General features: G+C 33.2%; 30 protein-coding genes. 22 read left to right on the top strand and 8 right to left on the bottom strand.

Annotation, left to right across the window (positions count from 1 at the left end):
• Positions 1–25: 25 nt before the first annotated feature.
• Both MHH42_RS17130 and bshB2 read left to right on the top strand, forming a co-directional pair.
• Entirely contained in the window at positions 26–376 is a 351-nt protein-coding gene (locus MHH42_RS17130) for a YojF family protein (protein WP_000407039.1), read from the top strand.
• Between the two features lie 15 nt (positions 377–391).
• On the top strand, positions 392–1,054 hold the full coding sequence (gene bshB2, locus MHH42_RS17125) for a bacillithiol biosynthesis deacetylase BshB2 (protein ID WP_000439466.1): 663 nt from the start codon (positions 392–394) through the stop codon (positions 1,052–1,054).
• A 113-nt stretch (positions 1,055–1,167) separates the two neighbouring features.
• On the opposite strand, the gene MHH42_RS17120 is transcribed toward bshB2, so the two are convergent.
• Positions 1,168–1,911 (bottom strand): SDR family NAD(P)-dependent oxidoreductase, encoded by a 744-nt coding sequence (locus tag MHH42_RS17120; protein ID WP_000768011.1) that lies wholly within the window; start codon positions 1,909–1,911, stop codon positions 1,168–1,170.
• A 579-nt stretch (positions 1,912–2,490) separates the two neighbouring features.
• On the opposite strand from MHH42_RS17120, the gene MHH42_RS17115 reads away from it, so the two are divergent.
• From MHH42_RS17115 to MHH42_RS17070, 10 genes are all read left to right on the top strand, one after another.
• The gene (locus MHH42_RS17115; RefSeq protein WP_070173569.1) at positions 2,491–2,880 is read left to right on the top strand and encodes a hypothetical protein; all 390 of its coding nucleotides are present in this window, start codon (positions 2,491–2,493) and stop codon (positions 2,878–2,880) included.
• Between the two features lie 669 nt (positions 2,881–3,549).
• Positions 3,550–3,828 (top strand): hypothetical protein, encoded by a 279-nt coding sequence (locus tag MHH42_RS17110; protein WP_000693590.1) that lies wholly within the window; start codon positions 3,550–3,552, stop codon positions 3,826–3,828.
• A gap of 408 nt (positions 3,829–4,236) precedes the next feature.
• Positions 4,237–4,461, top strand: a complete 225-nt coding sequence (locus tag MHH42_RS17105; protein WP_000390466.1) for a hemolysin XhlA family protein — start codon at positions 4,237–4,239, stop codon at positions 4,459–4,461.
• Positions 4,462–5,042: 581 nt separating this feature from the next.
• Positions 5,043–5,579 carry a DinB family protein gene (locus MHH42_RS17100; RefSeq protein ID WP_001172124.1) on the top strand — a complete coding sequence of 179 codons (537 nt, stop codon included), beginning with the start codon at positions 5,043–5,045 and terminating at the stop codon, positions 5,577–5,579.
• 1,055 nt (positions 5,580–6,634) lie between these two features.
• Positions 6,635–6,859 (top strand): hypothetical protein, encoded by a 225-nt coding sequence (locus MHH42_RS17095; protein WP_000486799.1) that lies wholly within the window; start codon positions 6,635–6,637, stop codon positions 6,857–6,859.
• A 187-nt stretch (positions 6,860–7,046) separates the two neighbouring features.
• A complete protein-coding gene (locus tag MHH42_RS17090; RefSeq protein ID WP_001253135.1) occupies positions 7,047–7,232 on the top strand; it encodes a hypothetical protein in 186 nt (61 codons plus the stop codon).
• A 434-nt stretch (positions 7,233–7,666) separates the two neighbouring features.
• Positions 7,667–8,974, top strand: a complete 1,308-nt coding sequence (locus MHH42_RS17085) for a condensation domain-containing protein (RefSeq protein ID WP_340893645.1) — start codon at positions 7,667–7,669, stop codon at positions 8,972–8,974.
• A gap of 605 nt (positions 8,975–9,579) precedes the next feature.
• On the top strand, positions 9,580–10,779 hold the full coding sequence (locus MHH42_RS17080; RefSeq protein WP_340893644.1) for a multidrug effflux MFS transporter: 1,200 nt from the start codon (positions 9,580–9,582) through the stop codon (positions 10,777–10,779).
• Between the two features lie 113 nt (positions 10,780–10,892).
• Complete coding sequence (locus tag MHH42_RS17075) at positions 10,893–11,825, top strand: GNAT family N-acetyltransferase (protein ID WP_098638152.1); 933 nt, start codon at positions 10,893–10,895, stop codon at positions 11,823–11,825.
• A 517-nt stretch (positions 11,826–12,342) separates the two neighbouring features.
• Positions 12,343–13,734, top strand: a complete 1,392-nt coding sequence (locus tag MHH42_RS17070; protein ID WP_001284434.1) for an amino acid permease — start codon at positions 12,343–12,345, stop codon at positions 13,732–13,734.
• Between the two features lie 155 nt (positions 13,735–13,889).
• On the opposite strand, the gene MHH42_RS17065 is transcribed toward MHH42_RS17070, so the two are convergent.
• The gene (locus tag MHH42_RS17065) at positions 13,890–14,909 is read right to left on the bottom strand and encodes a zinc-binding alcohol dehydrogenase family protein (RefSeq protein ID WP_016108842.1); all 1,020 of its coding nucleotides are present in this window, start codon (positions 14,907–14,909) and stop codon (positions 13,890–13,892) included.
• Positions 14,910–15,091: 182 nt separating this feature from the next.
• Here MHH42_RS17065 and aiiA point away from each other — a divergent pair, with 182 nt between their 5' ends.
• Entirely contained in the window at positions 15,092–15,844 is a 753-nt protein-coding gene (gene aiiA, locus MHH42_RS17060) for a quorum-quenching N-acyl homoserine lactonase AiiA (RefSeq protein ID WP_070173565.1), read from the top strand.
• A 40-nt stretch (positions 15,845–15,884) separates the two neighbouring features.
• Here the strand turns inward: aiiA and MHH42_RS17055 are convergent, their stop codons facing one another.
• From MHH42_RS17055 to MHH42_RS17045, 3 genes are all read right to left on the bottom strand, one after another.
• Positions 15,885–16,379 carry a hypothetical protein gene (locus tag MHH42_RS17055; RefSeq protein ID WP_139138337.1) on the bottom strand — a complete coding sequence of 165 codons (495 nt, stop codon included), beginning with the start codon at positions 16,377–16,379 and terminating at the stop codon, positions 15,885–15,887.
• 89 nt (positions 16,380–16,468) lie between these two features.
• Positions 16,469–16,933, bottom strand: coding sequence for a DMT family transporter (locus MHH42_RS17050; RefSeq protein WP_070173563.1), 465 nt, complete (start codon positions 16,931–16,933; stop codon positions 16,469–16,471).
• Between the two features lie 13 nt (positions 16,934–16,946).
• Positions 16,947–17,393: a DMT family transporter gene (locus tag MHH42_RS17045; RefSeq protein ID WP_044793277.1), complete on the bottom strand. Its 447-nt coding sequence runs from the start codon at positions 17,391–17,393 to the stop codon at positions 16,947–16,949.
• Positions 17,394–17,502: 109 nt separating this feature from the next.
• On the opposite strand from MHH42_RS17045, the gene MHH42_RS17040 reads away from it, so the two are divergent.
• The 4 genes from MHH42_RS17040 to MHH42_RS17025 all read left to right on the top strand — a co-directional run bounded on the left by MHH42_RS17040 (position 17,503) and on the right by MHH42_RS17025 (position 20,338).
• Positions 17,503–18,195: a cyclic nucleotide-binding domain-containing protein gene (locus MHH42_RS17040; protein ID WP_340893643.1), complete on the top strand. Its 693-nt coding sequence runs from the start codon at positions 17,503–17,505 to the stop codon at positions 18,193–18,195.
• A 13-nt stretch (positions 18,196–18,208) separates the two neighbouring features.
• Positions 18,209–18,562: a glyoxalase superfamily protein gene (locus MHH42_RS17035; protein WP_000632419.1), complete on the top strand. Its 354-nt coding sequence runs from the start codon at positions 18,209–18,211 to the stop codon at positions 18,560–18,562.
• A 205-nt stretch (positions 18,563–18,767) separates the two neighbouring features.
• Entirely contained in the window at positions 18,768–19,811 is a 1,044-nt protein-coding gene (locus MHH42_RS17030) for a flavin-containing monooxygenase (RefSeq protein WP_070173562.1), read from the top strand.
• Between the two features lie 278 nt (positions 19,812–20,089).
• Complete coding sequence (locus MHH42_RS17025) at positions 20,090–20,338, top strand: hypothetical protein (protein WP_000666948.1); 249 nt, start codon at positions 20,090–20,092, stop codon at positions 20,336–20,338.
• Positions 20,339–20,374: 36 nt separating this feature from the next.
• On the opposite strand, the gene MHH42_RS17020 is transcribed toward MHH42_RS17025, so the two are convergent.
• Both MHH42_RS17020 and MHH42_RS17015 read right to left on the bottom strand, forming a co-directional pair.
• Positions 20,375–21,412: a serine hydrolase domain-containing protein gene (locus tag MHH42_RS17020; RefSeq protein ID WP_070173561.1), complete on the bottom strand. Its 1,038-nt coding sequence runs from the start codon at positions 21,410–21,412 to the stop codon at positions 20,375–20,377.
• A 100-nt stretch (positions 21,413–21,512) separates the two neighbouring features.
• On the bottom strand, positions 21,513–21,707 hold the full coding sequence (locus MHH42_RS17015; RefSeq protein ID WP_000819660.1) for a hypothetical protein: 195 nt from the start codon (positions 21,705–21,707) through the stop codon (positions 21,513–21,515).
• A gap of 133 nt (positions 21,708–21,840) precedes the next feature.
• On the opposite strand from MHH42_RS17015, the gene MHH42_RS17010 reads away from it, so the two are divergent.
• The gene (locus MHH42_RS17010; protein WP_000397728.1) at positions 21,841–22,122 is read left to right on the top strand and encodes a hypothetical protein; all 282 of its coding nucleotides are present in this window, start codon (positions 21,841–21,843) and stop codon (positions 22,120–22,122) included.
• A 29-nt stretch (positions 22,123–22,151) separates the two neighbouring features.
• On the opposite strand, the gene MHH42_RS17005 is transcribed toward MHH42_RS17010, so the two are convergent.
• Positions 22,152–22,442, bottom strand: a complete 291-nt coding sequence (locus tag MHH42_RS17005; RefSeq protein ID WP_000171769.1) for a DUF3784 domain-containing protein — start codon at positions 22,440–22,442, stop codon at positions 22,152–22,154.
• A 124-nt stretch (positions 22,443–22,566) separates the two neighbouring features.
• Here MHH42_RS17005 and MHH42_RS17000 point away from each other — a divergent pair, with 124 nt between their 5' ends.
• The 4 genes from MHH42_RS17000 to hcp all read left to right on the top strand — a co-directional run bounded on the left by MHH42_RS17000 (position 22,567) and on the right by hcp (position 26,565).
• Complete coding sequence (locus MHH42_RS17000; RefSeq protein ID WP_001028133.1) at positions 22,567–22,848, top strand: MazG nucleotide pyrophosphohydrolase domain-containing protein; 282 nt, start codon at positions 22,567–22,569, stop codon at positions 22,846–22,848.
• Between the two features lie 34 nt (positions 22,849–22,882).
• Positions 22,883–23,620 carry a glycoside hydrolase family 25 protein gene (locus MHH42_RS16995; RefSeq protein ID WP_000727669.1) on the top strand — a complete coding sequence of 246 codons (738 nt, stop codon included), beginning with the start codon at positions 22,883–22,885 and terminating at the stop codon, positions 23,618–23,620.
• Between the two features lie 136 nt (positions 23,621–23,756).
• The gene (bla2, locus tag MHH42_RS16990) at positions 23,757–24,533 is read left to right on the top strand and encodes a BcII family subclass B1 metallo-beta-lactamase (RefSeq protein WP_098638149.1); all 777 of its coding nucleotides are present in this window, start codon (positions 23,757–23,759) and stop codon (positions 24,531–24,533) included.
• Between the two features lie 745 nt (positions 24,534–25,278).
• Positions 25,279–26,565, top strand: coding sequence for a hydroxylamine reductase (gene hcp / locus MHH42_RS16985; RefSeq protein WP_087948756.1), 1,287 nt, complete (start codon positions 25,279–25,281; stop codon positions 26,563–26,565).
• The last annotated feature ends 231 nt before the right edge of the window (positions 26,566–26,796 follow it).

Raw genomic sequence — 26,796 nt, 5'->3', positions numbered from 1 at the left:
AAATGGTTTAAAGAGGTGAATTCCGATGGAAATAGTAAAAGATAGTTCTCTTATTCAAAATGAAATTGAACGTTTTGTAAATAAAGATGTATATATTCATTTAGAAACAACGAACGGAGCGTATGCGTCACACTTTAATGAAAAGATGATGACAGTTGGAGCATTCATTCGAAATGCAATTATTCGCTTTGAGCGCGGGAAAATAACTGGAACAAACCCATACCGAGTTGGTTTGAAAATGGATCATGGCTGGGTATATGCAGAAGGTATTACGCACTGGGAAGTAGACGATAAAGAGCGTTTATTACTAGCAGGGCATGATAACCAAGGTCGCTTAGCGGTAGCACTTGAGTTAAGCTTAACGCCATTTAAGTAAGAAGGAGGGAAACTTATGGAGAGACATGTACTTGTTGTATTTCCGCATCCAGATGATGAAGCATTTGCTGCGGGAGGGACAATTCGCTTATTAACAGATCAAGGAGTACCTGTAACGTATGCATGTGGTACTCTTGGACAAATGGGACGTAACATGGGGAAGAATGTATTCGCTAACCGTGAAACGATTCCAAATATCCGTGAAAAAGAATTAAAAGATGCATGTGAAGCGATGGGGATTCAAGATTTAAGAATGCTCGGTTTCCATGATAAAACGTTAGAATTTGAAGATGTTGATTTCGTTGCAGATAAAATCGAAGCGATAATTCAAGAAGTAAATCCATCTCGAATTATTACATTTTATCCAGAACACGGCGTACATCCAGATCATGATGCATTTGGCCGCGCTGTCGTTCGCGCTGTATCACGTATGCCAAAAGAAGAACGTCCAGTTATTCATGCGGTTGCGATTACGAGAAATCGTGAAGCAGTGCTCGGTGAACCGGATGTTGTAAATAATATTAGTGAAGTATTTGAACATAAATTAGCTGCACTAGGCGCGCATCGTTCACAAACAGAAGCAATGCTTGAAGAAACACATGCAAAAATAAAAAACAAAGATGCAGCAACATTGAAATGGCTGCAACTTGAACAATTTTGGACTTATAAATGGGAGTAGGCTAGAAGTATATCTTCTAGTTGCTCTTACATAGAAAAAGCGCCGTCACTTGTGATGGCGCTTTTTCTTGTTAAAGACTATATTTCTTAGAGATGTGCATTGAAATTTTTTCATTAACGTGCAGTATAGCCTCCGTCAACAAGAAGTGTTGTACCATTAACAAAACTAGCATCATCACTTGCTAAAAATAAGACAGCTTTAGCCACTTCTTCTGGTGTTCCAAGTCTGCCTTGTGGATGAAGGGAAGCTAAATATTCTTTCTGTTGAGGATTAACACTACCAAGCAAAGGGGTATCAATATAGCCAGGGCACACCGCATTAATACGTATTCCATATTTAGCGTAGGCAGTACATAAATTTTGAGTTAATAGTTTTACGCCACCTTTTGCAGAGGAGTATGCTGTTGGGGTAGGTAATGAAACAAAACTATGAATCGAACCAGCGTTAACGATGACACCGCCTGTACCTTGTTTAAGGAATTGTTCAATCGAATATTTATCAGAAAGGAATACCCCAGACAAGTTAATATCAATGGTTTTCTTCCATTTTTCATAGGACAGTTCGTTTGCCGGTGCATCATCAGCAACGCCGGCATTTGCATACATAATATCTAATTTACCGTATTTACTTACTGTCTCATGGATTAGTTGTTTAATATCTGCCTCTACTGTTACATCAGTTTTAATAAATAACGTATCATATCCATTTGCGTTCAATTCATCTGATAGGTCTTTTCCACGTTCAGAAAAGTCAGCGATAACTACTTTTGCACCTTCTTCAATAAAAAGACGAACGGTGGATTCGCCAATCCCGCTTGCACCACCAGTTATGATTGCTACTTTGTCTTTTAATTTCATATAAACCTCTCCATTCATTAATGAATTTAAGTCGAATTTTTTGAGCTGGTTATGTCACTATTAACCTTAAATAGTAAGTAGATAGAAGAACAAGTTTGCGTTTATTTAACTGTGAAAGTACTGACTTTTCTTTATTGTACTTTTTTTATACAGTGATAGACAAAAATACTAATTGAGTCAATTTTAACATTAGATTGAATATTCGGTAAAGCGTTCTCGAATAAAGTGAGTGCTGAAGTTTAACGACTAACCTACATAGATATAACGAGGGGTATTTACATATAGTTTCTCTTTTTTATTTTAGTAATTAACAAATTTTTAAACTTGCTGATGATGTAGTGCAATTAAATAAATGGGTTGTTTTTAGATTAACTAAAACTAAAAAAACAGTAAAAATAAAATGTTATATAATAATTATTTATTGAAAAACAATAAATACAGTGTTAATATCAAATTGAAAATTAGTAAGAGAGGTGCTTTTTATAAAATGTAAAACGAATGTTATGTACTAAAAAGAAATTGATAGAAATTAGGAAAGTTATATATCTTAATAGCAAAAGAAGAAAAAGGAGTTAGAGCATGATTAATAAAACAGTAAAAAAAGTTATCTTGTTTGCAGGTGGTTTGTATATTACTTATTTAGTAGGTGTAGTTATTTTAGCGGAATCTATACCGTATCCTACATCTCAGCAATTAAAGGCAGCTGAAAAAGTAGTTGAACGCTATGTAGGTGAAAATAATGGAGTGGAAATGATAAATACATCTAGCAGCTTCACGGCTGAGATGTTCGATCGTACAATTCATATTGAAGGAAATTCAAAGGAGAATCCGGAACAAGTATTTCGAATGGATTTAGACCGAGTTTCTAATGAGAATGAAAAAATAACCGAAAAATCGATAAATAAAATTTGTAAATCAAATGATGCAGGAGAGAATTTTACGTGTGCTGATACTGAAAAGTTAAAATGAACATGCAGTGTTAATTATAGTATATAGCTAAAGATAGGAATGCGTAACAGCACAACTACTACTCTAGTTAAATAGGAAAAGCCTCGCAGGGGGGCGAGGCTTTAAACAGGGTATTAAAAATTATTGATTCATTAAGAATAACTTTTTCGAATAAACTAATTTTAGCATGATAACTCATGTATATGTGTTACGAATTTATGAACAAAAAATCAATCATAAAAATACGGGGAAGATGATAATTTATTTGAAATATGTATTATTACATAAGCTTCAAGTGAGAAATAAAAAAGCAGCAATGAGCAAAATAATCTAGAGCCGCATTATATTAAACATAAGTGGTACTCCTAATATTAATCTGCTTCATTATATTGTTATTACCAATGCTACAGAATGCGTGAAGTGGTTTAGTAATGTTAAAACAAGAAATTCTCAGAATCTACGGGTTTAAAATGAAAAAATTTTAGTCATTGGACACAAGGGGGATTCTAAATTAATTGGTTAAGTGGTTGAAAGAGAGACTTTGTTTATTTCGTTTCTTTTGCACTTAATTCATTAGAAATGATATTTAGTAATGATACATATGAAGCGTATATTTTGAATTAACTAATAGAATAATATATATTTATATTGATTTAATGATTTTAATTTATTAAAAATGAGGAAATCAATATGAAGATTAAATTTGATGTAGTAAAAGATGAAAATTTTGATTTTAGTTTATTAGAAAGAAAATTACTGAAAACCTTCAAAGAAGTGGATTGTGAAGCAGATATTGTAAAGGTTGAAGATAAGATTTTTGAGGGAAATAATATTCAAACGAATTTAGCTGAAATCACCATTAATGTTACTGGAAAAAATATCGGCTATAGGTCTGTTTCAGCTAGTATATTTATTGTTCTAGAAAGTTTATCATTACAGTTATTTCGAATTAATATTAGTTTACATTAAGCAGCTAAAAAAGAGAATTTCTTCAGAAAATTATACTGACTATAATGAGTTGTAAATATGAGAATGGTGATTTAAATAATAGTAATTATTGTAGGTGCTCCCGTATGTTGGATTGCACCTTGTTTGTTATTAAAGAAATAAAAAAGCCTTTAAATAAGATGAAAGTCTTTATGAAACGGCATATAAAGAGTGTTCAGGATACGTTATGAAAGTAGAATAATTCAATACTTATTCATATCGCATGTTATTTAAATACTTATTTATACAGAACATGGAAATGTGTAAATAATTCAATTAGATTGTACAAATAATTTGGTGCGCGAATATACGGAATGTATTCACGGGTAAGAGGGTTGTCTCATAATATATATAAATTTTTCTATTAAGATGAACAGAGGGTGTGAATATATGGAAGATGTTTACGCGAAAATTGACAGCCTAAAAGCAGAGCAAAAAGAAATTATGAGAGACATACGTACTTTAGAAACGCGTACCACTATTAATGAGAAAGACATAGCAACAATCAATAAGCAATTAGAGAAAATAAGTACAAACACAACTTGGATTTTGCGAATTATTATTAGTGCGATAGTAATGTCAGTTTTAGGATTGATATTAAAAGGGATGATTTAACCTTGTAAAATAGCTCAATATAAACGAAAGAGGGGCAATTCTCCCTCTTTTTATTATACGAATGGGAAATTGCTTTCCTCCAAGCGTTAAATGAAGGTGGAGGACGAACCTATTTTTTGCAAAAAAACTGAAACAATGTGCTAAACGAGTTTTATAAACTAAATCCAATTAGGAATGGATACTATGAGAACCGAGCATTATTTGTCAACGAAAAGAGTATTTAGGTCCTTCATATTATAATTGGCACAAAGCATATAGCAGTTAGATAAAACATACTATGCATGTATACGTATAGAATGTTTATTTTTAGATACAAATCAATTATAAATACTGAAAAACAGACCTACATAAATAGAGTCCTTTTTTAGTTTTAAAATTTTTAATTACTACTAGAACAATATGGATCTGTTGAAACATGTTCTAGATTGTAGCCTCATGTAGAAAACTTTGTAATAGAATCAAACCGCTTACCTTAAGTTGATGAACATATGTGGAGACCGTTTGTTTTGTAATTCAAATAATTAGATTAATGTGATAACATTTTGAGGTAGGGTGTAAATGAAATACTGAGGAGGATAAGTATGCAAAAGAGACCAGGAACAAATGAATATAACCCATACTATTCAACGTACATAAAATTAGTACCAGATGGAGATATCATACATATTCTAGAGCAACAAATGAAGGAAACGAATCTTTTATTGAAGGATATTTCTGATAGTGAGGGACATTTTCGATATGCTCCTAATAAATGGAGTATAAAAGAAGTAATCGGTCATATTGCAGATACTGAACGTATTATGGCATATCGTTTGCTGTCCATAGCAAGAGGTGAGACAGCAGAACTTCCTGGATATAATGACGATATGTATGTTCTTAGAGCAGCTTTTGATAAGCAATCTATGCAAGATCTTCTTACGAATTTAACAGTTGTTCGCCAATCTACTGTGCATTTACTTAAAAGTTTAGATAAAGATGCCTGGTTACAAAGGGGAATTGCGAACAATTCTGAAGTCACGGTTCGTGCATTAGCAAACATTATTGCTGGTCATGAGCTTCATCATCGGCAAATTATAAAAGTACGTTATTTTGGGGCTAATGCATTTACAGAATGTTAAAATACGGAAAATAAAAGATGATGATTTGTAAAAAAATTGCGATTCATTATCTTTTTATTTTTTCTCAATGACCAAATATTACTTAACAGTGGCAAGCTTAATTTATAAGAAAAGAATGACTACATTAGCAACAAGGGTTTAAAGGAAGGGGGATTGATAGTAAGTTGTTTAATTAAAATGAGAGTAACTTTTACCTTACTTTTTGTTATAAATAAAGGAGCAGTTAGCAAAAGCTAACTGCTCATCTCCAAGGGGGAGCAAGGAGAAAAATCTAATGTCATCTACAGTGTTGACGGAATATGGAGTTTTATTCAGGGGATTTACTGATTATGTAGGTTACATAAAAAGTCCTATTAACATCCAGGCTGTTCCGATTAGAATTAAAGATTCGAGTGTAATCCAAAACTTTTTTTCTGGCTTTTGAAATTTTAAAAAGCCTTTTCGTAAGAGCAGAAATAAACCCGCTTCAAGACAGAGGAAAACAACTAGACCCAGAAATTAAAAGTACAAAAGGGGTTTATTATGAGAGTAAGGAAGAAATCGAAATTACCTTTGAATACTTAAGAAAAGAAATTGATAATGATGATGATGAGAGTCAGCAAATTATTACAGATTACAAAGAGGTATCTTAAAATAAAACTAGAAAAGCATCCAAAACTATTGTTTTTTCTTTTTTAATATAGAAACTACACATTAAACATATATTTATACGTGTTGTTACTAAACGCTAAGGAATAGTAATAAAAAAATGATGCTGATAAAACTGTATAAAAATAAAAAGAATCCTAAGATGGGGAATGTTTTATGAAAGTTGATCATGATAAACCTCCTTGATATATAAAGTATTTTAATATATTGTTGGTCTATTTAGAAGGAAAAACATAATTTGGTACATGTTAAACGAAAATTTGAACAAACTAGATATTGGAATAAATGATGCCTTCCTTAAAATAACCTTAATTAAAATATAGCTTTAATAACATTCGGAAATTAAATGGTATAATTTTCTAGGATAACCTAAATAAAGTTTATTTTAGAAAAGAGGTAGAGGGGAAATGTTTCAAAAGCTTAAGTTTTATTTAATGAGCATTTTAATTAGTTCAATGTTAGGTGGAATTATTATAGGTGCTAATTTCTTGGTCCATAACATATATAATTTGGTTGCAGGTAAAGAATATCATTTTAATATGTGGTCTTCTATTATTATATTTAGTGTTGTATTTATTTCGGGCTTCTCGTACATGTTGAAGAAGGGGCCAGATATATTTGTTAATGATTAAATTAATAGCAATTATCAATAGGGGTTGCCTTGATTCGGTTGAAGTCTTTTCTAGCGTGTTAGTTATCTCAATATATATGTATCTCTTGGCACCTGGGCGAGGGTGCCCTCTTTTGTATTGAGAAAATAATAAAATTTATATAATATGATTAATAGATTTATATTTAAATCTGAGGGGTACAAATTCGATGCGACGTAAAAAGGATTTGTTGAAACAATGGAAGGTGGATTTACAAGCTATTCAAGAAGAGAAGAGGATGAAGAAGAAGGCTAAAAATAAGAAATATAGCATTCCTGGTAATACAGCTGGATTCATGAATGGAAAGAATACTTATCGTAAAGAGAATGGGGTATGGAAGCAAAGAAATAAATGACGTGAGGATAAATAGATTTCATTAAGTTTGTAGCATTATTCTAGGCGCTCCCACGATTTGGGTGGCGTCTTGTTTGTTGTTTATGAAGTAATCCATAAACGTATTATATTATTGTTTTTTATTAACAGATATAAAAAATGATTTATTTGTTTTATTGATAATTTATAAACGTTATTATATTGTGTTTGTATATGCATAGACCAAAGATATTTTTGTTTGATTTTATTAAAAGATGGGGGATATCGATAACAATAAAATAATGGGTATATCACCTACAAAGAGCTGCAAAAGGAATGGAAGCAGTATGGAAAAGGTGCTTTCGTGAAAAAATTCGAAAAATAAGCAGTATTAGCCCTTGAAGAAAAATGACTAGAAAAGTTACAACTAGATGGAGCATAAGGTTATACAAAAAATCTTAAAAGGGGGACAAAATTATGGAACAAGGAAAGTATTCAGTAACACCTCAAGATCGAATGAATTATTTATTAGGTCTTTATTCTGCAGATCAACAAATTAATGCGGTTCTTTATTTTCCTGTAGGTCTATCAAAGGAAATACTTGAACAATCAGTAAGGATAACATTACAATTGCAGCCAGTTTTGAATAGTCGATTTGTAGAAAATGATACTCCTTACTGGGAGGAACATTCATCTGGCACTAACTCATCTATTTGCTTTTTTGCAGAAGGAAATGATCAAGAACTTGAAATAATGGCAATAGATTTTATTAAGGAACCTGGTGATCGTATTCAGGGGCCTATGGTTCAAACAAAATTATTACGAGGCACTACAACAGATATGTTAGTTGTGAAATTATCTCATCTATGTTCAGATGGTGCAGGAGTCAAGGAGTATATTAATTTGCTTGGAGCAATTTATACGCACCTTTCCTTAGGAGGATCTAAGGATCAAATTATAAAGGAATTTGGTGAAGGAAATGAGAGTTTTCGAGATCAATCACATGTATTCAAATATGCTGGAATATCGGACGTAAAAAGTGCGTATCGTCCTAACCAAGAACAGCAGGCATCGTTATGGTCTTTTCCATCTCAACCCAACAAAAATAAATCCCCAAAAATGTCTGTAGGGCGGTTGAGCCGTGAGCAAACACTATGTCTAACCAAATGGACAAAAGCACAACAGGCTACCTTGAATGATGTAATCATGACTGCATACTTCCGTGCTTTATCACATTTCACTGTGTATGCAGAACCTCGCACCGCAGAAAAAATGATCGGTTTGACAATTGATTTACGTCGATATCTGCCTAATTATACGACTGGTGCTATTTGCAACTTATCCGGAATGGAAATGCCAGTGATTAAAATGGAAGATGATGAATCATTTAATCAGACTCTTGTTCGAGTTAAACAATCAATGGATAAAATAAAGGGCCAAAATCCAGGTCTTTCTTCAGCGGCAGGAATGGAGATACTGGCAGGTATGAAGCTATCTACGGTGAAGGAAATGTATAATCAGCAATACGAGCAGGCTGTACAGATGGGGATAGCGTTGCCATTAATGACAAATTTCGGGGTGATCGCTGATGAACTTATTCAGTTTGGTGAAATTCAAGCTGAGGACGGGTATATGACATCACCCATTATGTATGCACCATTCTTTTCAATGGGAGCAAGCACTTATAATGGAAGACTTACATTTACGATTGGTTATCATGCGCCGGAGACATCAAAAGAAAAGGTAGACAAATTTTTAGAATGTGTTATTAATCAGCTATCATAAATAAAATAAAAGAGAATATAGTGCAAAATTTTCTAACAGAATTGTATTTTAGGCGCTCGTCTTATGTGCGGCTAATCCCTTTTATAAACGCTATATTTAACGGAAAGGTCTTATCCCAGATAAAAGTTTATCTTCAAATGCTTCATAAATTATTTTTGTTAAATTTTCTCTGATTGCACCTATCTTTATGTTTTAGATTTATGGGGAATCGTAGTGAAAAACAATTTGCAACACGAGAAAAACAAAATAGATCAGCATAAGAGTACTAAAAAAGAGAGAAAAGAGCTGACTTAAACTATATTTTGAATCAGCTCTTTTTACTGTTTTTCGAAATGAATTAGTTTTCAGATAATATAAAAATGATAATCTTCTAACAAATAATCAAGGCATCAACACTAGAAAAGTAGAGATAATATGTAATATAATTGAAAAAGTATATTTAAAAATCAATGTTAATATTACCCTCCTATAAGTATTAACATACGTAATTGAGGTGTTTTCTTTGTTGTTTTATGATCGGATTTCTATAATGGCCCCTCCTGTTCCGTAGCTTAGGAAAGTCTTTTTATTTCTGAGATTTTCAAAGTTATAGGAGGGTATGAAAAATGAAAAAAGTCTCAGTACCATCACTTTGGTTAATGATTATTCTTGTAGCATTTCCGCAAATTAGTGAAACAATTTATACACCGTCTTTACCAGACATTTCAAAGGCGTTACATGTAAGTAATAATGAGGTGCAGTTAACGCTTAGTGTTTATTTTGCTGGATTTGCTTTAGGTGTATTTTTTATTGGATGGTTATCCGATATAATTGGTCGTCGCCCGGCGATGTTACTTGGAATTGTCATATATGGCGCGGGGAGCTTCTTATGCTTTATTGCAAGTTCCATTGAATTTTTATTGTTAAGTCGTTTTATTCAGGCGTTTGGAGCAAGTGCAGGATCAGTTGTGACGCAAACGATTCTTCGTGAAAGTGTAGAAGGGCATAAACGTCACGTTATGTTTGCTCAAATTTCGGCAGTCATTGCTTTTACACCAGCAATAGGACCGTTAATTGGTGGTTTTCTTGATCAAATGTTTGGATTTAAAATAGTATTTTTAAGTTTAGTAGTTATGAGTATCGGAATTTTGCTGTATACGTTTGTTTCTCTTCCAGAAACAAAAACGGGTGCAGTAACGGATAAGATAAATGTGTTTTCTGTTTTAAAACGGTTGATTAAAAATCCGAAAGTAGTAACATATGGGCTATTAATTGGAGGAGCGAATGGCGTGTTATTTAGCTATTATGCAGAAGCGCCGTTTATTTTTATTGAATACTTTCAGTTATCGCCTAGTATGTACGGATTTCTAGGAATTGTTGTTGCTTCCGCTTCTATTATTGGAGCGAAAGTTTCAAAGCGGTTACTTACCACTTATAAACCAGAGAAAATTATATATATCGGTTGTTTTGTAATGACAGGTGGAGCAGTCGCTTTATCTATTATTACTTCAGTTGGATCAAATCCAAACATAATATATATGATTGGATTTTTAGTAGCGATGTTTATATTGCTATTAGGAATTGGGGTAGCATTACCTAACTGTTTAAGTTTAGCATTAGTAGATTTTCAAGATGTCATTGGTACAGCTGGAGCATTGTTTAGCTTAGGGTACTATATAATAGTGACGGTGACAATTTGGGGAATGAGTCAACTTCATACGGACTCGTTACTGGTGATGCCACTTTATTTTCTAGCTATTGTAGCTATCATGTTGGTGTTTACTAAGGTGTTTATTGTTGGTAAACGAGTTGAAAAAGCAGTTTAATTATGTATTAGGAAAAGAGTCTCATTGGAAAATGAGGCTCTTTTTTATTATTTTTTAATAAATCATTAGAATAGTTTTGAAATTAAGTTAATTAAAAAGAAAGAAGGTACAATATGAACGGTCTAAATGTTAAAGCAACTACACAAGAAGATTTACAACAAATTTTAAAACTATGTACAATTTATGATCAAGCCATTTACGGTGAAGTTGATACAACGGTAGAGGATATTACGAACTCATGGAAAGGTATTGATGTTAGTAAAAGTTCTTACGTTGTTATGAAAGAAGAAGAAATAATTGCTTATGGTATTTTGATAGGGAGTGAAAGACAGTTTCCATCTGCTGTACTTATTCATTCTAATTATATGAATCAAGATATTGAACAAATAATATGGTCAAAGCTTGAAGGGTGGGCTAAGGAGCTTGTTAGTAATTCGTCTTGCTCGAATGGCACGATTGTAACACAAGCAAATAATTTCTATGAGGAAAAAATGTTAGAAGAAGCTGGTTTTATTCCAACTCGTATTTGGTGGAGGATGGGGATTGAATTGCAGGGGAATGTTCCATCACCAATATGGCCAAATGGGGTTACAGTGCGACATTACATACCGGGTGTGGATGATGGGAGATTACATCAAGCTTTTAATGAAGCCTTTGCGGAGCACTGGAATTCGCAACCTTCTACGTTAGAAGAGTTTTTGCAACGTACTGAAAGAGATGGGTTTCATCCTACATTATGGTCACTAGCAATGGCTGGGGATGAGGTAGTTGGTTTTATATTTAGTAAAAAGGGTACTGATAATAAAGCTGAAATTACGCATCTAGGTGTAAGATGTTCTAAGCGGAAACAAGGGTTAGGATTATCACTATTAAACCATGCATTTAGTCAATTGTACGAAGAAGGGACTTTAAAAGTTCAACTGAATGTAGATTCTGAAAATATTACAGGCGCACCTCGCGTATATGAAGCAGCTGGAATGGAAGTACAGAGTAAATTTGTTCGCTTTGATAAGGAGATCCTTGCTAAGGGTGTATATGGTATGTAACTTTACTAATATATTATATTCTTGTTTGAGATGTTAATAGAGTGTTTAAAAAGTATGAAAATAAATTTTGAAAATGGTAGTAGCAATAGGAATGAAATTCTTTTAAAATACGTTAGCAACTATAAATATTGAGTTATATGATATATGAAACCGAGGGAGAACTGCTCTCCTCGGTTATTTATATTGTAATAATATTCATATCGGCACCATTTTGAATAGATGTATTTTATTGCTAATTCAGTTAAAAATTAAACATCATTATGCATATTAATTTATTGAAAAAATAATTGAATTTTTCAGATAAATGAATTAATATAAAATAAGTAATTTTAAGATTTATAGAATATTGGAAGATGAAAGGTTTTGAGAATTTTGTAAGAGGCAAAAAACGATTTTAGGATAGCTTTAAAGCTAGTGTAAAATGACGTTTGCTTCATCATTTTCAGGCCAAAAGGAATTAGGGGAAAGCATCTTGTTTTAAAATGCGGCTATGAATCATCTAAGAGGGGGAAGTGAAGTGGCAAACAAAGAATTGAAAAGAGGTTTAGAAGCACGTCATATTCAAATGATTGCTTTAGGCGGAACAATTGGTGTTGGTTTGTTTATGGGTTCAGCTAGCACGATTAAGTGGACAGGTCCGTCAGTAATGCTTGCCTATGCAATTGCAGGTATTTTTATCTTCTTCATCATGCGTGCCATGGGAGAAATGTTGTATATGGAACCAAGTACAGGTTCATTTGCGACGTTCGGTCATAAGTATATTCACCCGTTAGCTGGTTATATGACAGCGTGGAGTAACTGGTTCCAGTGGGTTATCGTTGGGATGTCAGAGATTATCGCAGTTGGAGCGTATATGCAATATTGGTTCCCAGGTCTACCGGCTTGGATACCAGGTGTGATTGCAATGGTTATTCTTGGTGCAGCTAACTTAATTTCTGTTAAGTCATTTGGTGAATTTGAATTTTGGTTTGCGATGATTAAAATCGTTACAATTTTATTAATGATTATTGCTGGATTTGGCCTTATTTTCTTCGGAATTGGTAACGGCGGAGAAGCGATTGGCATATCTAATCTTTGGTCAAATGGCGGTTTCTTTACAGGTGGTTTTTCAGGATTCTTCTTTGCATTATCACTTGTAGTTGGAGCATATCAAGGCGTGGAATTAATTGGGATTACTGCTGGTGAAGCGAAAGATCCGAAGAAGACACTTACAAGAGCGATTCAAAGTACAATTTGGCGTATTTTAATATTCTATATTGGTGCTATTTTCGTTATTGTAACTGTGTATCCGTGGGATCAATTAAGTACAATTGGTAGTCCGTTCGTGGCAACTTTTGCGAAGGTTGGTATTACGGCAGCTGCTGGACTTATTAACTTCGTTGTTATTACAGCGGCGATGTCTGGTTGTAATAGTGGTATTTATAGTGCTGGACGTATGCTGTATACGTTAGGTGTAAATGGACAAGCACCGAAATACTTTACGAAAATTTCTAGTAACGGTGTTCCATTATTTGGTACAGTTGGTGTAATAATTGGTTTAGCGGTTGGTGTAGTTTTAAGTTATATTGCGCCAAAAAACTTATTCGTATATGTGTATAGTGCGAGTGTACTTCCAGGTATGGTACCATGGTTCGTCATTTTAATTAGTCAAATTCGTTTTAGAAAAGAAAAAGGGGCAGAGATGAAAGATCATCCGTTCAAAATGCCATTTGCTCCTGTTACAAACTATTTAACGATTGCCTTTTTAATTATGGTATTAATCGGAATGTGGTTTAACGATGATACTCGTATCTCACTAGTTGTAGGTATTGTTTTCTTAGCTATCGTTACAATTAGTTTCTATGCTTTCGGAATAGGGAAGCGAGCGCCATTAGATACTCAAAATGATCAAGAGATTTCAAGTAAATAAAGAAGAGGCTGTTCATCTGGAACAGCCTTTTCTTATTGTTGTTATTTGTCGATAAATCGATATATCTTGTCGAATTATTGATATAATTTGATTTGTGATAGATATATTGGAAAAATCGTTGATATAATTTCACATACTATCTGTCACTATCATGATTAAAATTTCTCTAATACGATTTTTCCAATGGTGTGCCCGCTTTCAAGTAGTCCATGTGCTTTCTTTAAGTTTTCAGCGTTAATTGGTGCTAATGTTTCATGTAAAGTGGTCTTTAACATACCTTCATCTAATAATTCGCTCACTTTATTTAATAGTTCATGCTGCGTAATCATATCACCAGTTTCATACATCGGCTTTGTGAACATAAACTCCCAAACAAAGGTCGCACTTTTACTTTTTAGAATGCCCATTTCAAGAGGATGTTCATTTTCTACGATAGAGCAAATTTTACCTTGTGGTTTAATTACTTCACCTATACCATGCCAATGCTGATCTGTATTATTTAAGCAGAAAATATAATCTACATCGTTGAATCCAAGGCTTTGTAGTTGCTCTTTTAAAGGTTTATGATGGTTAATTGTATGGTCAGCTCCAAAGTTTTTCACCCATGCTATCGTTTCATCGCGAGACGCAGTTGCGATTACATTTAATCCAGCCCATTTCGCAAGCTGAATTGCGATTGAACCGACACCACCAGCTCCGCCGATAATTAAAATGTTTTTAAATGTATTTTCGCTTTTCTTAGCGTAATTAATGCCTAAACGCTCGAATAAACCTTCCCACGCCGTAATAGCTGTTAAAGGAATTGCTGCAGATTCAGTATCACTTAAAGTTTTAGGTTTTTTACCAACGATTCTTTCATCAACTAGGTGGTATTCACTATATGTACCTTGTCTCGTAATACTTCCAGCGTAAAACACTTCATCGCCTTCTTTAAATAACGTACAACTTTCGCCAGTTTGTACGACAACACCACTAGCATCCCAGCCAAGTATTTTCGCTACATCTTCTTTTTTATCTTTCGGAGAGCGAACTTTTGCATCAACTGGATTAACGGAAATCGCGTTAATTTTAACAAGTATATCTCTTCCTACGGCAACAGGTCTTTCAACTTCAATATCAATTAAACTGTTTTCTTCTTCAATAGGTAAGTATTCATGTAAACCAATTGCTTTCATTTGTAGTCCCTCCATTAAAGTAAGAATCATTTACTCCTTTATTATAGATGGTGAAATGCTGTTATGTAAAAAGTACATTTTTTTGTATGCTGGAATGAAAGAGTAGAAGGAGTTTATTTCTAAAAAGTAGAATTTTTTACTGTATTGTTTTATTCAAAACGAAATGTAAAGGTGGATACATAATGACGGTAAAGAAGCTTTATTTCGTGCCAGCTGGTCGTTGTATGTTAGATCATTCTTCTGTTAATAGTACGCTCACACCGGGGAATTTATTAAACTTACCAGTATGGTGTTATTTATTGGAGACAGAAGAAGGGCCAATTTTAGTAGATACAGGTATGCCAGAAAGTGCGGTTAATAATGAAAATTTATTTGACGGTACATTTGTTGAAGGGCAGATTTTACCGAAAATGACTGAAGAAGATAGGATCGTAAATATTTTAAAACGCGTTGGTTATGAGCCGGAAGACCTTCTTTATATTATTAGTTCTCACTTGCATTTTGATCATGCAGGGGGAAATGGTGCTTTTACAAATACACCGATTATTGTGCAGCGTGCTGAATATGAGACGGCACAACATAGTGAAGAATATTTGAAAGAATGTATATTGCCGAATTTAAACTACAAAATCATTGAAGGGGATTATGAAGTCGTACCAGGTGTTCAATTATTGTATACACCAGGACATACACCAGGACATCAGTCACTATTCATTGAGACGGAAAACTCTGGCCCAGTGTTATTAACGATCGATGCATCGTATACGAAAGAGAATTTTGAAGATGAAGTGCCGTTCGCGGGGGGGGATTCGGAATTAGCTTTATCTTCAATTAAGCGTTTAAAAGAAATTGTTAGGAAAGAGAACCCAATTGTTTTCTTTGGACATGATATAGAGCAGGAAAAGAGCTGTAAAGTGTTCCCGGAATATATATAGTGCAAAAAGTCATGAGCTTACGTGCTCATGACTTTTTTGTTTAAATAATTTTTTTAAATAAGTTATAAACCTTTTTTGAACTACCTTCATTTAATTGATAGTACGTAAGGTTTACATCATCAGGAGTATCTTGCCGAGCAATCATCACTTCGTTACTATGATGGTCAACTACCCATATGAAATATTTTTTATAAGTTCCATCTTCGAAAGTAATCCACATATCACAATCTATTAAATCTGATCCTTCTTCATCTAATGTTAATTTTCCTTTTTTGGCGGTATCCATACTGTTAATAAACGTTTTTACTTCATCTGTTTTTGTAAGAAAGATATCCTTTTTTGTTTTAATTGACTCGACATGTATATCTTTTATTTCCTGTTTTCCTAAAAAGACAGGGGGCTCATTTGGGTCCCTTTGAGTTGAAATGATAGTAGCTTTCTTCTTTGGTTTATTTGCTGTATAGAAATCTTGAATAGATTTACCAGAGTTGAAAAACCATACGATTCCAAAAATAATCAATGCACTACCGAGCAGTAAAATGATTTTCTTAATAGAATATTCTCCTCTCTATTACTTCGTATGAAGAGCGTTTCTATTAATATATGATAGGGAAGCGTAAAGTATTATAGTTGAACTTGGTTATTCTGCACAGTTTTAACAGGGCGATCTACGAGTAAATTGTAAGTGAGACCAATTAGTACGAAAATGCCACCGATAACTTTGCCCATTGAGAGTTCGTGGGACAAGATGAAATCAATGCTAGTCCCCGCAAATAATTGTCCAATAAAGATGAGTAACGTTAAATAAAATGCTGATATTTTAGGAGTAATATAGTTCGATAATGAAATGACGATAACGCCTACTAATCCGCCTAAGTAAACAGCGATAGGAATAGATTGTAACGTCTGCATTGGAATATATAATGAATCTGAACTGAAAATTAAAAATAATGTAGAGAAAAATAATCCAGTAATATAATTAAAAAACGTGCCTTCCCAATTTCCAATTTTCGCTGCTAAATTCGCGTTAATAATTCTAGCAACAACGATAGAAACACCAGCTAAAATAGCGATTGTAATATATAACATTTTCTTGCCTCCATTAATAAATTGTCATGATTATAATTCCGGAAGAGATGAAACATAATCCAATTAGTTTTTTCTTTTCAAACTTTGCAACTTTCATTCCTAATAAGCCGAAATGATCAATAACGATGGAAGCAATGGATTGACCAAGTAAACTTAATGCGATCGTAATAGAGGCACCAAGGACGGAGAAACTTATATTATTAAAAAGAACAGTGAATACCCCAATCGCTCCAGCACTATATAGAAAAAGTGGAATGCCTTTATCGAAACGAATTTTATTTTTGTTTATGATTAAAACGAAAATAACTGCAATTAAACCGACAAGGTGAATGACAACGCTTGCTGTGTACTTGCCAATTAACTCAGATAAAATCCCGTTCAGTGGAAGCATAACGGCGATGAGCACACCAATAAAGACAGAAAGAAAGTTATACAATGTAATATCCCCTTTAATTTTCATATTTGTAATGACTGTATCATGCTGAAATTGTGTATTACTATGACATATGTCATAGTGGAAGAAGAAAATTTTGATTACAATGGGGATGAGTTGTAAAGGCGGGGGAACTATGAAGAAAGTATGTAATTCAATTAAATTAGCAGAGTATATGATACAAAATAATATTGACTCATTTTTTAGTAATGATATGAAACCGTATATGGAACTTATATTTTTTAAAAAGAATGAGTTTATTTGTAGAGAAAATGAAGAGATAGATTATTTATATTTTTTTGTTGAAGGAAAAGCGAAAGCGTTTAATACGTTAAGTAACGGGAAATCTGTATTGTTATGCTTTTATGATAGTTTGCAGCTGCTAGGGGATGTTGAGTTAATTCATTCTAAAAAGACTGCTTCAAACGTACAAGTGATGGCAGATTCATATTGTGTTGGTTTGCCTTTAGGGAAAGTGAGAAATCAACTATTTCATGATGCGAAATTTTTACGATGTATTTGCGGATCGTTAGCACATAAGTTAAATCGACTTTCAAAAAATAGTACAATTAATTTACTATATCCACTTGAAAACAGACTTGCAAGTTACATGTTAGTAGCAGGGGAACGAGCAGTGCAGCACGGAAATCGAATTGTATTTAGTGGGAATTTAACGGAAACAGCTGAATTGTTAGGAACGAGTTATCGGCATTTATTGCGCACATTAAATATTTTTTGTGATAAAGAGGTTATAAAAAAGAACAATGGTTGTTTTGAAGTAGTGAATGTGGATGTATTGAGGGAATTGGCGGCAGATGTTTATAAGTAGGAGAGGATTATAAATGATTACACCTATATTTAGAGTTTTTGATGTTGAAAAAGCAAAGCTATTTTATTTGGATTTTTTAGGATTTAAAATGGATTGGGAACATCGTTATGAGGAACATATGCCATTATATATACAAATTTCGTTACATGATGCTGTAATGCATTTATCAGAACATCATGGAGATGCTTCGCCAGGCGGTGCGATTCGCGTCAAAATAGATAATGTAGAGGATTATCATTCTATATTATTGAATAAAGAATATGCTTATTCGAAGCCAAATATAGAAAAAACACCTTGGGATACAATCGAATTAACTGTAATTGATCCGTTTTCAAATAGAATCGTATTTTATGAGGAGAGATGGTAGAACCGGAAGGGATTAATATATAAATTTTTCAGAGATTGTGCAGTGTAATTACGTATTAAATAAATGGAATGAAGAGTAGTTCATAAAGTAGTGAACTGCTCTTTTTCATTTTGTTAAACAGATTGAATTATTGAAAAATAAATCGTATGATAAAACACATGAACAAATGAGCATATATTCATGTGAAATGAGAAGGAGGAAAAGGATGTTAGATGCAATTATCGTCGGAGCTGGTCAAGCTGGATTAACAATGGGGTACTACTTGAAGCAAGAAGGATATAATTTTTTACTACTTGAGTCAGGAAACCGGATTGGTGATTCATGGAGAAATCGATATGATTCTTTGCAGCTCTTCACACCAAGGGAATATAGCAGTTTACCAGGGATGATATTAAAAGGAGAAAAGAATGAATTTCCACATAAAGATGAAATTGCAATGTATTTAGAAGAATATGCACAGTATTTTCAACTACCGGTACAATTACAAACGGAAGTTTTAAAAATAAGGAAGGAGGAAGAAATATTTGAATTACACACTCCGACAGAAGTTTTACAATCGAAAAAAGTTATTATCGCATCAGGTGGTTTTCAGCAACCGTACATCCCCTCATTTTCACAACATCTTTCATCGCATGTTTATCAAATACATTCATCACAATATAAATCACCATCACAAATTCCTAAGGGAAAAGTACTAGTAGTAGGTGGAGGGAATTCGGGAATGCAAATTGCAGTAGAACTTGCAAAGACTCATGAAGTTACAATGTCTATTAGTCATCCTTTAACGTATTTACCGTTACATCTTTTTAGAAAAAGTATTTTCAATTGGTTAGAAGAATTGGGTTTATTGTACGCCGAAGTAAATACAAAGAGGGGGAAATGGTTTCAAAAGAGAAAGGATCCTATTTTTGGATTTGAAGGTAAGGAACTCATTCGTAATGGAGCAATACAACTACAGGAAAAAGTAGTAAGTGCATCAGAAAATAACATTATGTTTCAGAACGGTGAAACATATAGTGCAGAAAGCGTTATATGGTCAACTGGTTTTGTTCAAAATTATAATTGGATTGAAATTGAACAAGCAGTGAATGAGAAAGGATTTCCTAATCATATAAAGGGAATAAGTCCAGTAAAAGGATTGTATTATATCGGATTGCCGTGGCAATCTCAAAGGGGTTCTGCACTTATTTGTGGTGTAGGAAAGGATGCAGCATATTTGCTTTCTGAAATCAAAAAAATAGATCAGTAGCAGCGACTACTGATCATCCATATGTACATGAATTAGGAGAGGTCAAACATTTATTAACTTTATTATAATTGATTTTCATAAGAATAAAAACTGAAAATTCTAATTTTATGTTGAGAAAGTTTTTTGTATCGAAATATATGAAAGAATAGGGGGTTTTTAGTAAAAGGAAATATGATATTTATATTTTACTAAAGTGTGATATAGTCAATATAGGATTTATTTCCTTAAATTGGTTTTTTGTAGTCATTACATTTTTAAAGCAGAAAGGGGAAGTAATTATGAAGTTTGATGATCAACGCTTACTAGGAGTTCGATTAGGTTCTGTACTTGTGACAGAGGAAAATCAATATTTAGTAATTAAGAAAAAAGATCATTATGCACTGTTAAATATACATAATTTAGAATGCACTCATGTTGAAGTGCAGTTAGAACATTTGGAAGAAATGTTGCGGGAAGATTTCCAAGAAAGTATAACGGAAATTATCGCACCAGAACATATAAAAATTGTTGCGAAAAATGTTATATAGATAAAGAAGCTGGAAGGAACAGCTTCTTTATTTTCATTATAAGGATAACGTTTTTACAACCTCACCAATGATCCCTTCCATTTGATGAACACCTAAATCGGAATTGGTCATAATAACAGCACCATTCCCACAGTATGGATAACAAACCATCATACATTGAAATCCGACGCCCCATCCGAGTGAATAAATCTGTAATTCTTCATTAGAATCATCTAGAAAAACACCTAATCCAGTCCATTTTGAGCAACCTTGAGGAGAAATCATGTCTAGTACAAATTTTTGAGAAAGTTTTAGTTTGCCCTTTCCTGGTAAGGAATGAATGATTTCAATGACTAAAGCTGATAAGTCAGTTGGTGTTGTCCAAATGCCTGAAGCAGCTGCGAATGGATAAAATGGAAATCTCTCATTTGCTACAGTTCCATCTTTATTATGGCCGCAAGCAAAAACATCAGTTTTATCTATGTCTTTTGGAGAGAAGAGTGTACTATTTTTCATTTGTAGTGGCTGGAAGATATGTTCTTCTAATAACTGATTAAATGATTTTCCTGTAATATCTTCTAGTAGTAGCTCGATTATACAAAAGTTTGCGTCCGAGTAATGAAATTCACTTTCTGGTTTATAAGCTACTTCTATAGGTACGGGGCAATATAGTGTTTTACCGGAAAGGAGCTCAGACATATTAGGTAATCCTTTTGCAGGTGTATAATGTTCAAAACTATTAGGTGGATCAATGAGTCCAGATTGATGGCTTAATAAGTTTCTCAAAGTGATGCTTTTTTGTGAAGTAAATAGATTGGTAGGAATGTTCCAAGATGTGAGTTTATCATTTACGTCTTCATCTAAATATACGATACCTTGCTCTGATAATGTTAGTACGAGCATTGTAGTGATGAATTTGCTGATAGAGCAAGAATTAAAGAGAGAATTTGTAGTAACAGCTCTAGTTGTTCCAGCTTCAAGTGTTCCAAAGGCAGTCGCTTCATCTAGTTTGCCATTACGTATAACAGCGAGGCTTAAACCTGCAACGGAATATTGATTCATTTTCTCGTATATATTGCTACTTTTTAAGTTCATGGTGACTCCTTTCTTTAAAGACAGAATATTATTTTTATTATACAGTAGTAAAAAAAAGAAAACACTTCGTCATTCACCAATGAAGTGTTTTCTTTTTTAGTTAGTTTGAAGTGAACTTTTGAAAAAATTTGTCTCGGTACATGTACATAACCCATGAGATTGTTATTAAAGAAATAATGATTTGTTTGTTTTTAATTGGTGCATTGAAAACAAGCCAACCAACTATATCAAATAATAAATGTAGCACGATTGAAAGAACTACAAATTGAAGTAACGTATTTAAAAATCTTTTCATAAAGTGTCCCCCTAAAATAATAGGTTTTATTAACAGTTTGATATAGTAGTATTATACATTAAATGTTTGATGTGGTAAAATTTACATAAGTTAGTGAAATAAAACAAATGAAAGTTAGTAAGGGGCAACATTCATGGAATTCTGGATGGTTATACCGATAGTAGCCTTTGGTTTCATTTATATCGCTGAAAAATTAACTACAATTGAAAAGAAAAATGATGCGCGTTTAAAGAGAATTGAAGATAGATTACAATTAATTACGAAAGAAATGGGAATTATAGAAAGAGAACCTGAAATTAATAAAGAACTACGCCAGCTTGTAGAAGAAGGCAAAAAAATTACAGCAGTTAAGAGAGTAAGAGAAGCTTTTGGTTTTTCCTTACTAGAAGCGAAGCAATATGTTGATAAATTATAAAAAAGATCATCCATTTGGGTGATCTTTTTTCACTGCACCATGCGTGTATTTACATAAGCGGCGATAATAAAGTGTCCAATTATAATGATAGGAATAACGATCGTGACATTAGGAGTAGTGAAGACACTACCGATTGTGGCAATGACACCAGCAACTAAATTATAAAGACCAACTATTTTTGATAACTTCACTTTATCAGGCACGCGGCGTTCGTTGAATCCTGATAAGAGCCAAGTGTATTGTTTTACTCCAATGAAATAAGCTAGTGCAAATGAAAGGATTGCCACTATGAATAATGATGGGGAAGCGAAGAGAGTCATTGCAAACACCTCCGTTAATGGGCTATAAATAAATTATAGTCCGAATGTTATAATTTAACAAAATATAATTTTGGTTTTAAGTGTAATAGAAAAATGGAGTATTGGTAATGAGGGAAGATTAAGTATGAATATTGTGGAGTTTCAGAGGTATGTATCAAATTTCAGTAAAGAAAAAGGATTTCAAGATACAACAATTGAAGAGCGCACCATATATACGATGGCGGAATTAGGTGAATTAGCGGAAGTCATATTAAAGCGTGATACAATACAAGATGCGAAAAGAGAGATCGGTTTAGAAATGTTTGATGTAATTTGGAATGTATGTGATTTAGCAAATAAATTAAATGTTGATTTAGAGAAGGCGTTTGAAGAAAAAATGAAAATTAATAAAAAGCGTGAATGGTAAGTAGAATTTTAATTTGTAAAGATGGGTGATATGAATGAAAAAGAAGCTTTTTATAGGAGGAATCTTTACTTTAATTAGTGTAATAAGTGTTGTCGTTTACTTAGTTTTTCAAGGCATATTCATTCCGAATCAAATAAGTGCTGATAAGTATGAAATAAAAGGTGTAGATGTCGCATCGTATCAAGGGGATATAGATTGGAGAGAGTTGGAAAAGCAAAATATGAAGTTTGCGTTTATAAAGGCGACTGAAGGAAGCTCGTTTGTGGATGAGTACTTTTCGAAAAATTGGACGAATGCGAATAAGACAGATATGCGCATCGGAGCGTATCATTTTTTTAGTTTCGATAGTAAGGGTGAAACACAAGCAGAGCAATTTATACGAACTGTTCCAAAATATAAACAAGCACTGCCACCCGTAATTGATGTTGAGTTTTACGCTAACAAAAAAGATAATCCGCCTAAGCGTGAAGATGTTACGAAAGAGTTGGCGGTCATGATTGAAATGCTGGAAAAACATTACGATAAGAAAGTAATATTATATGCAACGCAAGAGGCGTATGATTTATATATAAAGGATGCGTATCCAAAATGTGATATATGGATTCGTAGTGTTCTTACAAAACCGAGTTTATCTGATGAGAGAAAATGGACGTTTTGGCAATACACGAACCGTGGGAGATTAAGTGGTTATAATGGAAAAGAAAAGTATATTGATTTAAATGTGTTTTATGGGAATGAGGAAGAGTTTGAGAATTATGGAATGGAAGATTAAGTTTTAAAGCGTACAAAATTTTGTACGCTTTTTTGTTAATTACATAAAAGTATGCAAATGAAGATGGAACAAACATTTGAGATGAATTGTCTAATATAGGTAATAACTATTTAGCTTGAAAGAAAGGGTTGATAACATGAAAAAGAATACGTTGTTAAAAGTAGGATTATGTGTAAGTTTACTAGGAACAACTCAATTTGTTAGCACGATTTCTTCTGTACAAGCATCACAAAAGGTAGAGCAAAAAGTAATAAAAAATGAGACGGGAACCATTTCAATATCTCAGTTAAACAAGAATGTATGGGTTCATACGGAGTTAGGTTATTTTAATGGAGAAGCAGTTCCTTCGAACGGTCTAGTTCTTAATACTTCTAAAGGGTTAGTACTTGTTGATTCTTCTTGGGATGATAAATTAACGAAGGAACTAATAGAAATGGTAGAAAAGAAATTTCAGAAGTGCGTAACGGATGTCGTTATTACACATGCGCACGCTGATCATCGAATTGGCGGAATAAAAACGTTGAAAGAAAGAGGCATTAAAGCGCATGGTACAGCATTAACCGCAGAACTAGCAAAGAAAAGTGGATATGAAGAACCGCTTGGAGATTTACAAACAATTACGAGTTTGAAGTTTGGCAATACAAAAGTAGAAACGTTCTATCCAGGGAAAGGACATACAGAAGATAATATTGTTGTTTGGTTGCCACAATATCAAATTTTAGCTGGAGGCTGTTTAGTAAAATCTGCGGAAGCTAAAAATTTAGGAAATGTTGCGGATGCGTACGTAAATGAATGGTCCACATCGATTGAGAATATGCTGAAGCGATATAGAAATATAAATTTGGTAGTACCTGGTCACGGGGAAGTAGGAGACAGGGGATTACTTTTACATACATTGGATTTATTAAAATAAGAAATTGTAGAAATACAAACGAGAGGAGAAATAATTTTCTCCTCTCGTTCTTCTAACTATATTTAAATGCTGAATCTGTCGATTACGCCAGCATATATTACTGAGATTTTAATTCCAAGTATACAAATACTAGTACTGTCATAATTGCAATAACAACGTAAGTAGCATCAAGCATTATAAGTGTTTTTAAAGTTTCAGTCATCGTAATTCACCCCTGTTATAAAAATATAACATGATCTTTTTATTGATTAGATTAGAGATCATAAAGATAAAATGTATATGATATTTCTTAAGTAGCTTCTATATAAATATATCATATAAATAATGTAAGTAATGTTAAGATAGTGTAAATTTATTGTAAATAAAGAGGTTTACAATAAAGGCTTTAATAAAAAAATGATAGTTCCTTAAAATAAAAAATACGCTATTCTTTCTATTGAATGATAGAAAGAATAGCGTATTTTTATGTCTATTTTCATATGTGATGAATTGCAACTATTTGTATAAGGGATTCAAAAAAATTTTTTCATTGTATATATTTCTCCAAATTAATTATTTAGTTATTTAAAAGTATCGAAAGATGTGTGCACACTAATGTATATTTTTGGATGTCAATAAAAATATTATGTCAACAATATGAACTGTCACAAATCTTTATATATTATTGTGATTGATATCACATCACTTTTTTTCAATGGGTATTATGCTTAAGGTGTAATGAATGATTGGGAGAGGGTGGGATGATATGTTTTGTTATCAATGTGAACAAACGCCAACAGGCGGTTGTAAAGTAATGGGTGTTTGTGGCAAGAATGAAACGATTGCGAGTTTACAAGATACGATTGTGTTTGGGCTAAAAGGAATTGCAGCTTATCGCACACATGCTGCTCAGCTAGGGTATACGGATGCATTTGTAGATGCTACAACACAAGAAGCTTTATATATGACATTAACAAATTCTAATTTTAACGAACAAGAGCATATTGATATGGCTATGAAAGTTGGGAAATCAGCTTTACGGGTGATGGAGTTATTGGATGAGGCACATACGAATCATTTTGGTGTGCCAGAACCTGTACAAATTACACAAAATCGTGTAGAAGGTAAAGCAATTGTAGTTACGGGCCATAATTTATTTGCATTAGAAGAACTATTAAAGCAAACAGAAGGAAAAGACATTAATATTTATACGCATTCTGAAATGCTACCAGCACACGGATACCCGCAGCTGAAAAAATATAAACATTTAAAAGGAAACATCGGTAAGGCATGGTATGATCAAAGACGCCTTTTTGAAAAATTTACTGGTGCCATATTAGCTACAACGAACTGTGTTATGCCAATTAAAGGCTCGTACTCTGATCGATTCTTTTCATATGACATTGCAGGTTTAGAAGGTGTACAAAAAATTGAAAATGATGATTTTACACCATTAATTCAAAAAACGCTAGAACTTCCAGAAGTACATATGGAGTCGGATGAACAGTTAGTGACAGGGTTTCATCATAATACAGTATTATCATTAGCTCCAGAAATTATTGATGCAGTAAAAGAAGGGAAAATAAAGCGTTTCTTTGTTATCGCCGGTTGTGATGCACCAGGGAAAGGTGGGGAATACTATCGTGAATTAGCAACATCACTTCCACCAGAAACAGTTATTTTAACAACTTCTTGCGGGAAATTCCGCTTTAATGATGTGGATTACGGTGTTGTACCTGGCACGGAAATTCCGCGTTACATTGACTTAGGACAATGTAACAACTCCATTTCTACAGTGAAAATAGCGGCCGCTTTAGCAGATGCTTTTCAATGTGAAGTGAACGAATTGCCAGTAAGTATTGTCCTATCATGGTTTGAACAAAAAGCAGTTGCCATTTTGCTCGGGCTATTTAGTCTTGGAATTCAAGATATTCGCATCGGTCCAAAGGCTCCTGAATTTATTTCACCTGGCGTGCTTGATGTATTACAAGAAACATTTGGTTTAAAACTAATTACAAATGCAGCAGAAGACATGGCTATGATGTTATCGTAACAGAAAAGATGTTTTCATTTAATTGTGGCTTTATAAATCATTTGTATGTGCGTGAGTAAACGTACATACAAATGATTTATTTTATTAATAAAGAGAATCTGCTATATCTATAAATTTTATGATCTTATAAAGTTTTTAAAGGGTAACGCCACATCGCCATCAACTTAAGCATTTAGGCTATTTTTAAAGTTAAAAGCACGTTACTATTCTTTTATATTAACGAGAAAGAGT

This window comes from Bacillus sp. FSL L8-0099 (assembly GCF_038006385.1).
Taxonomy (GTDB): Bacteria; Bacillota; Bacilli; order Bacillales; family Bacillaceae_G; genus Bacillus_A; species Bacillus_A toyonensis.
This window is presented reverse-complemented; position numbering and strand designations above follow the sequence as displayed.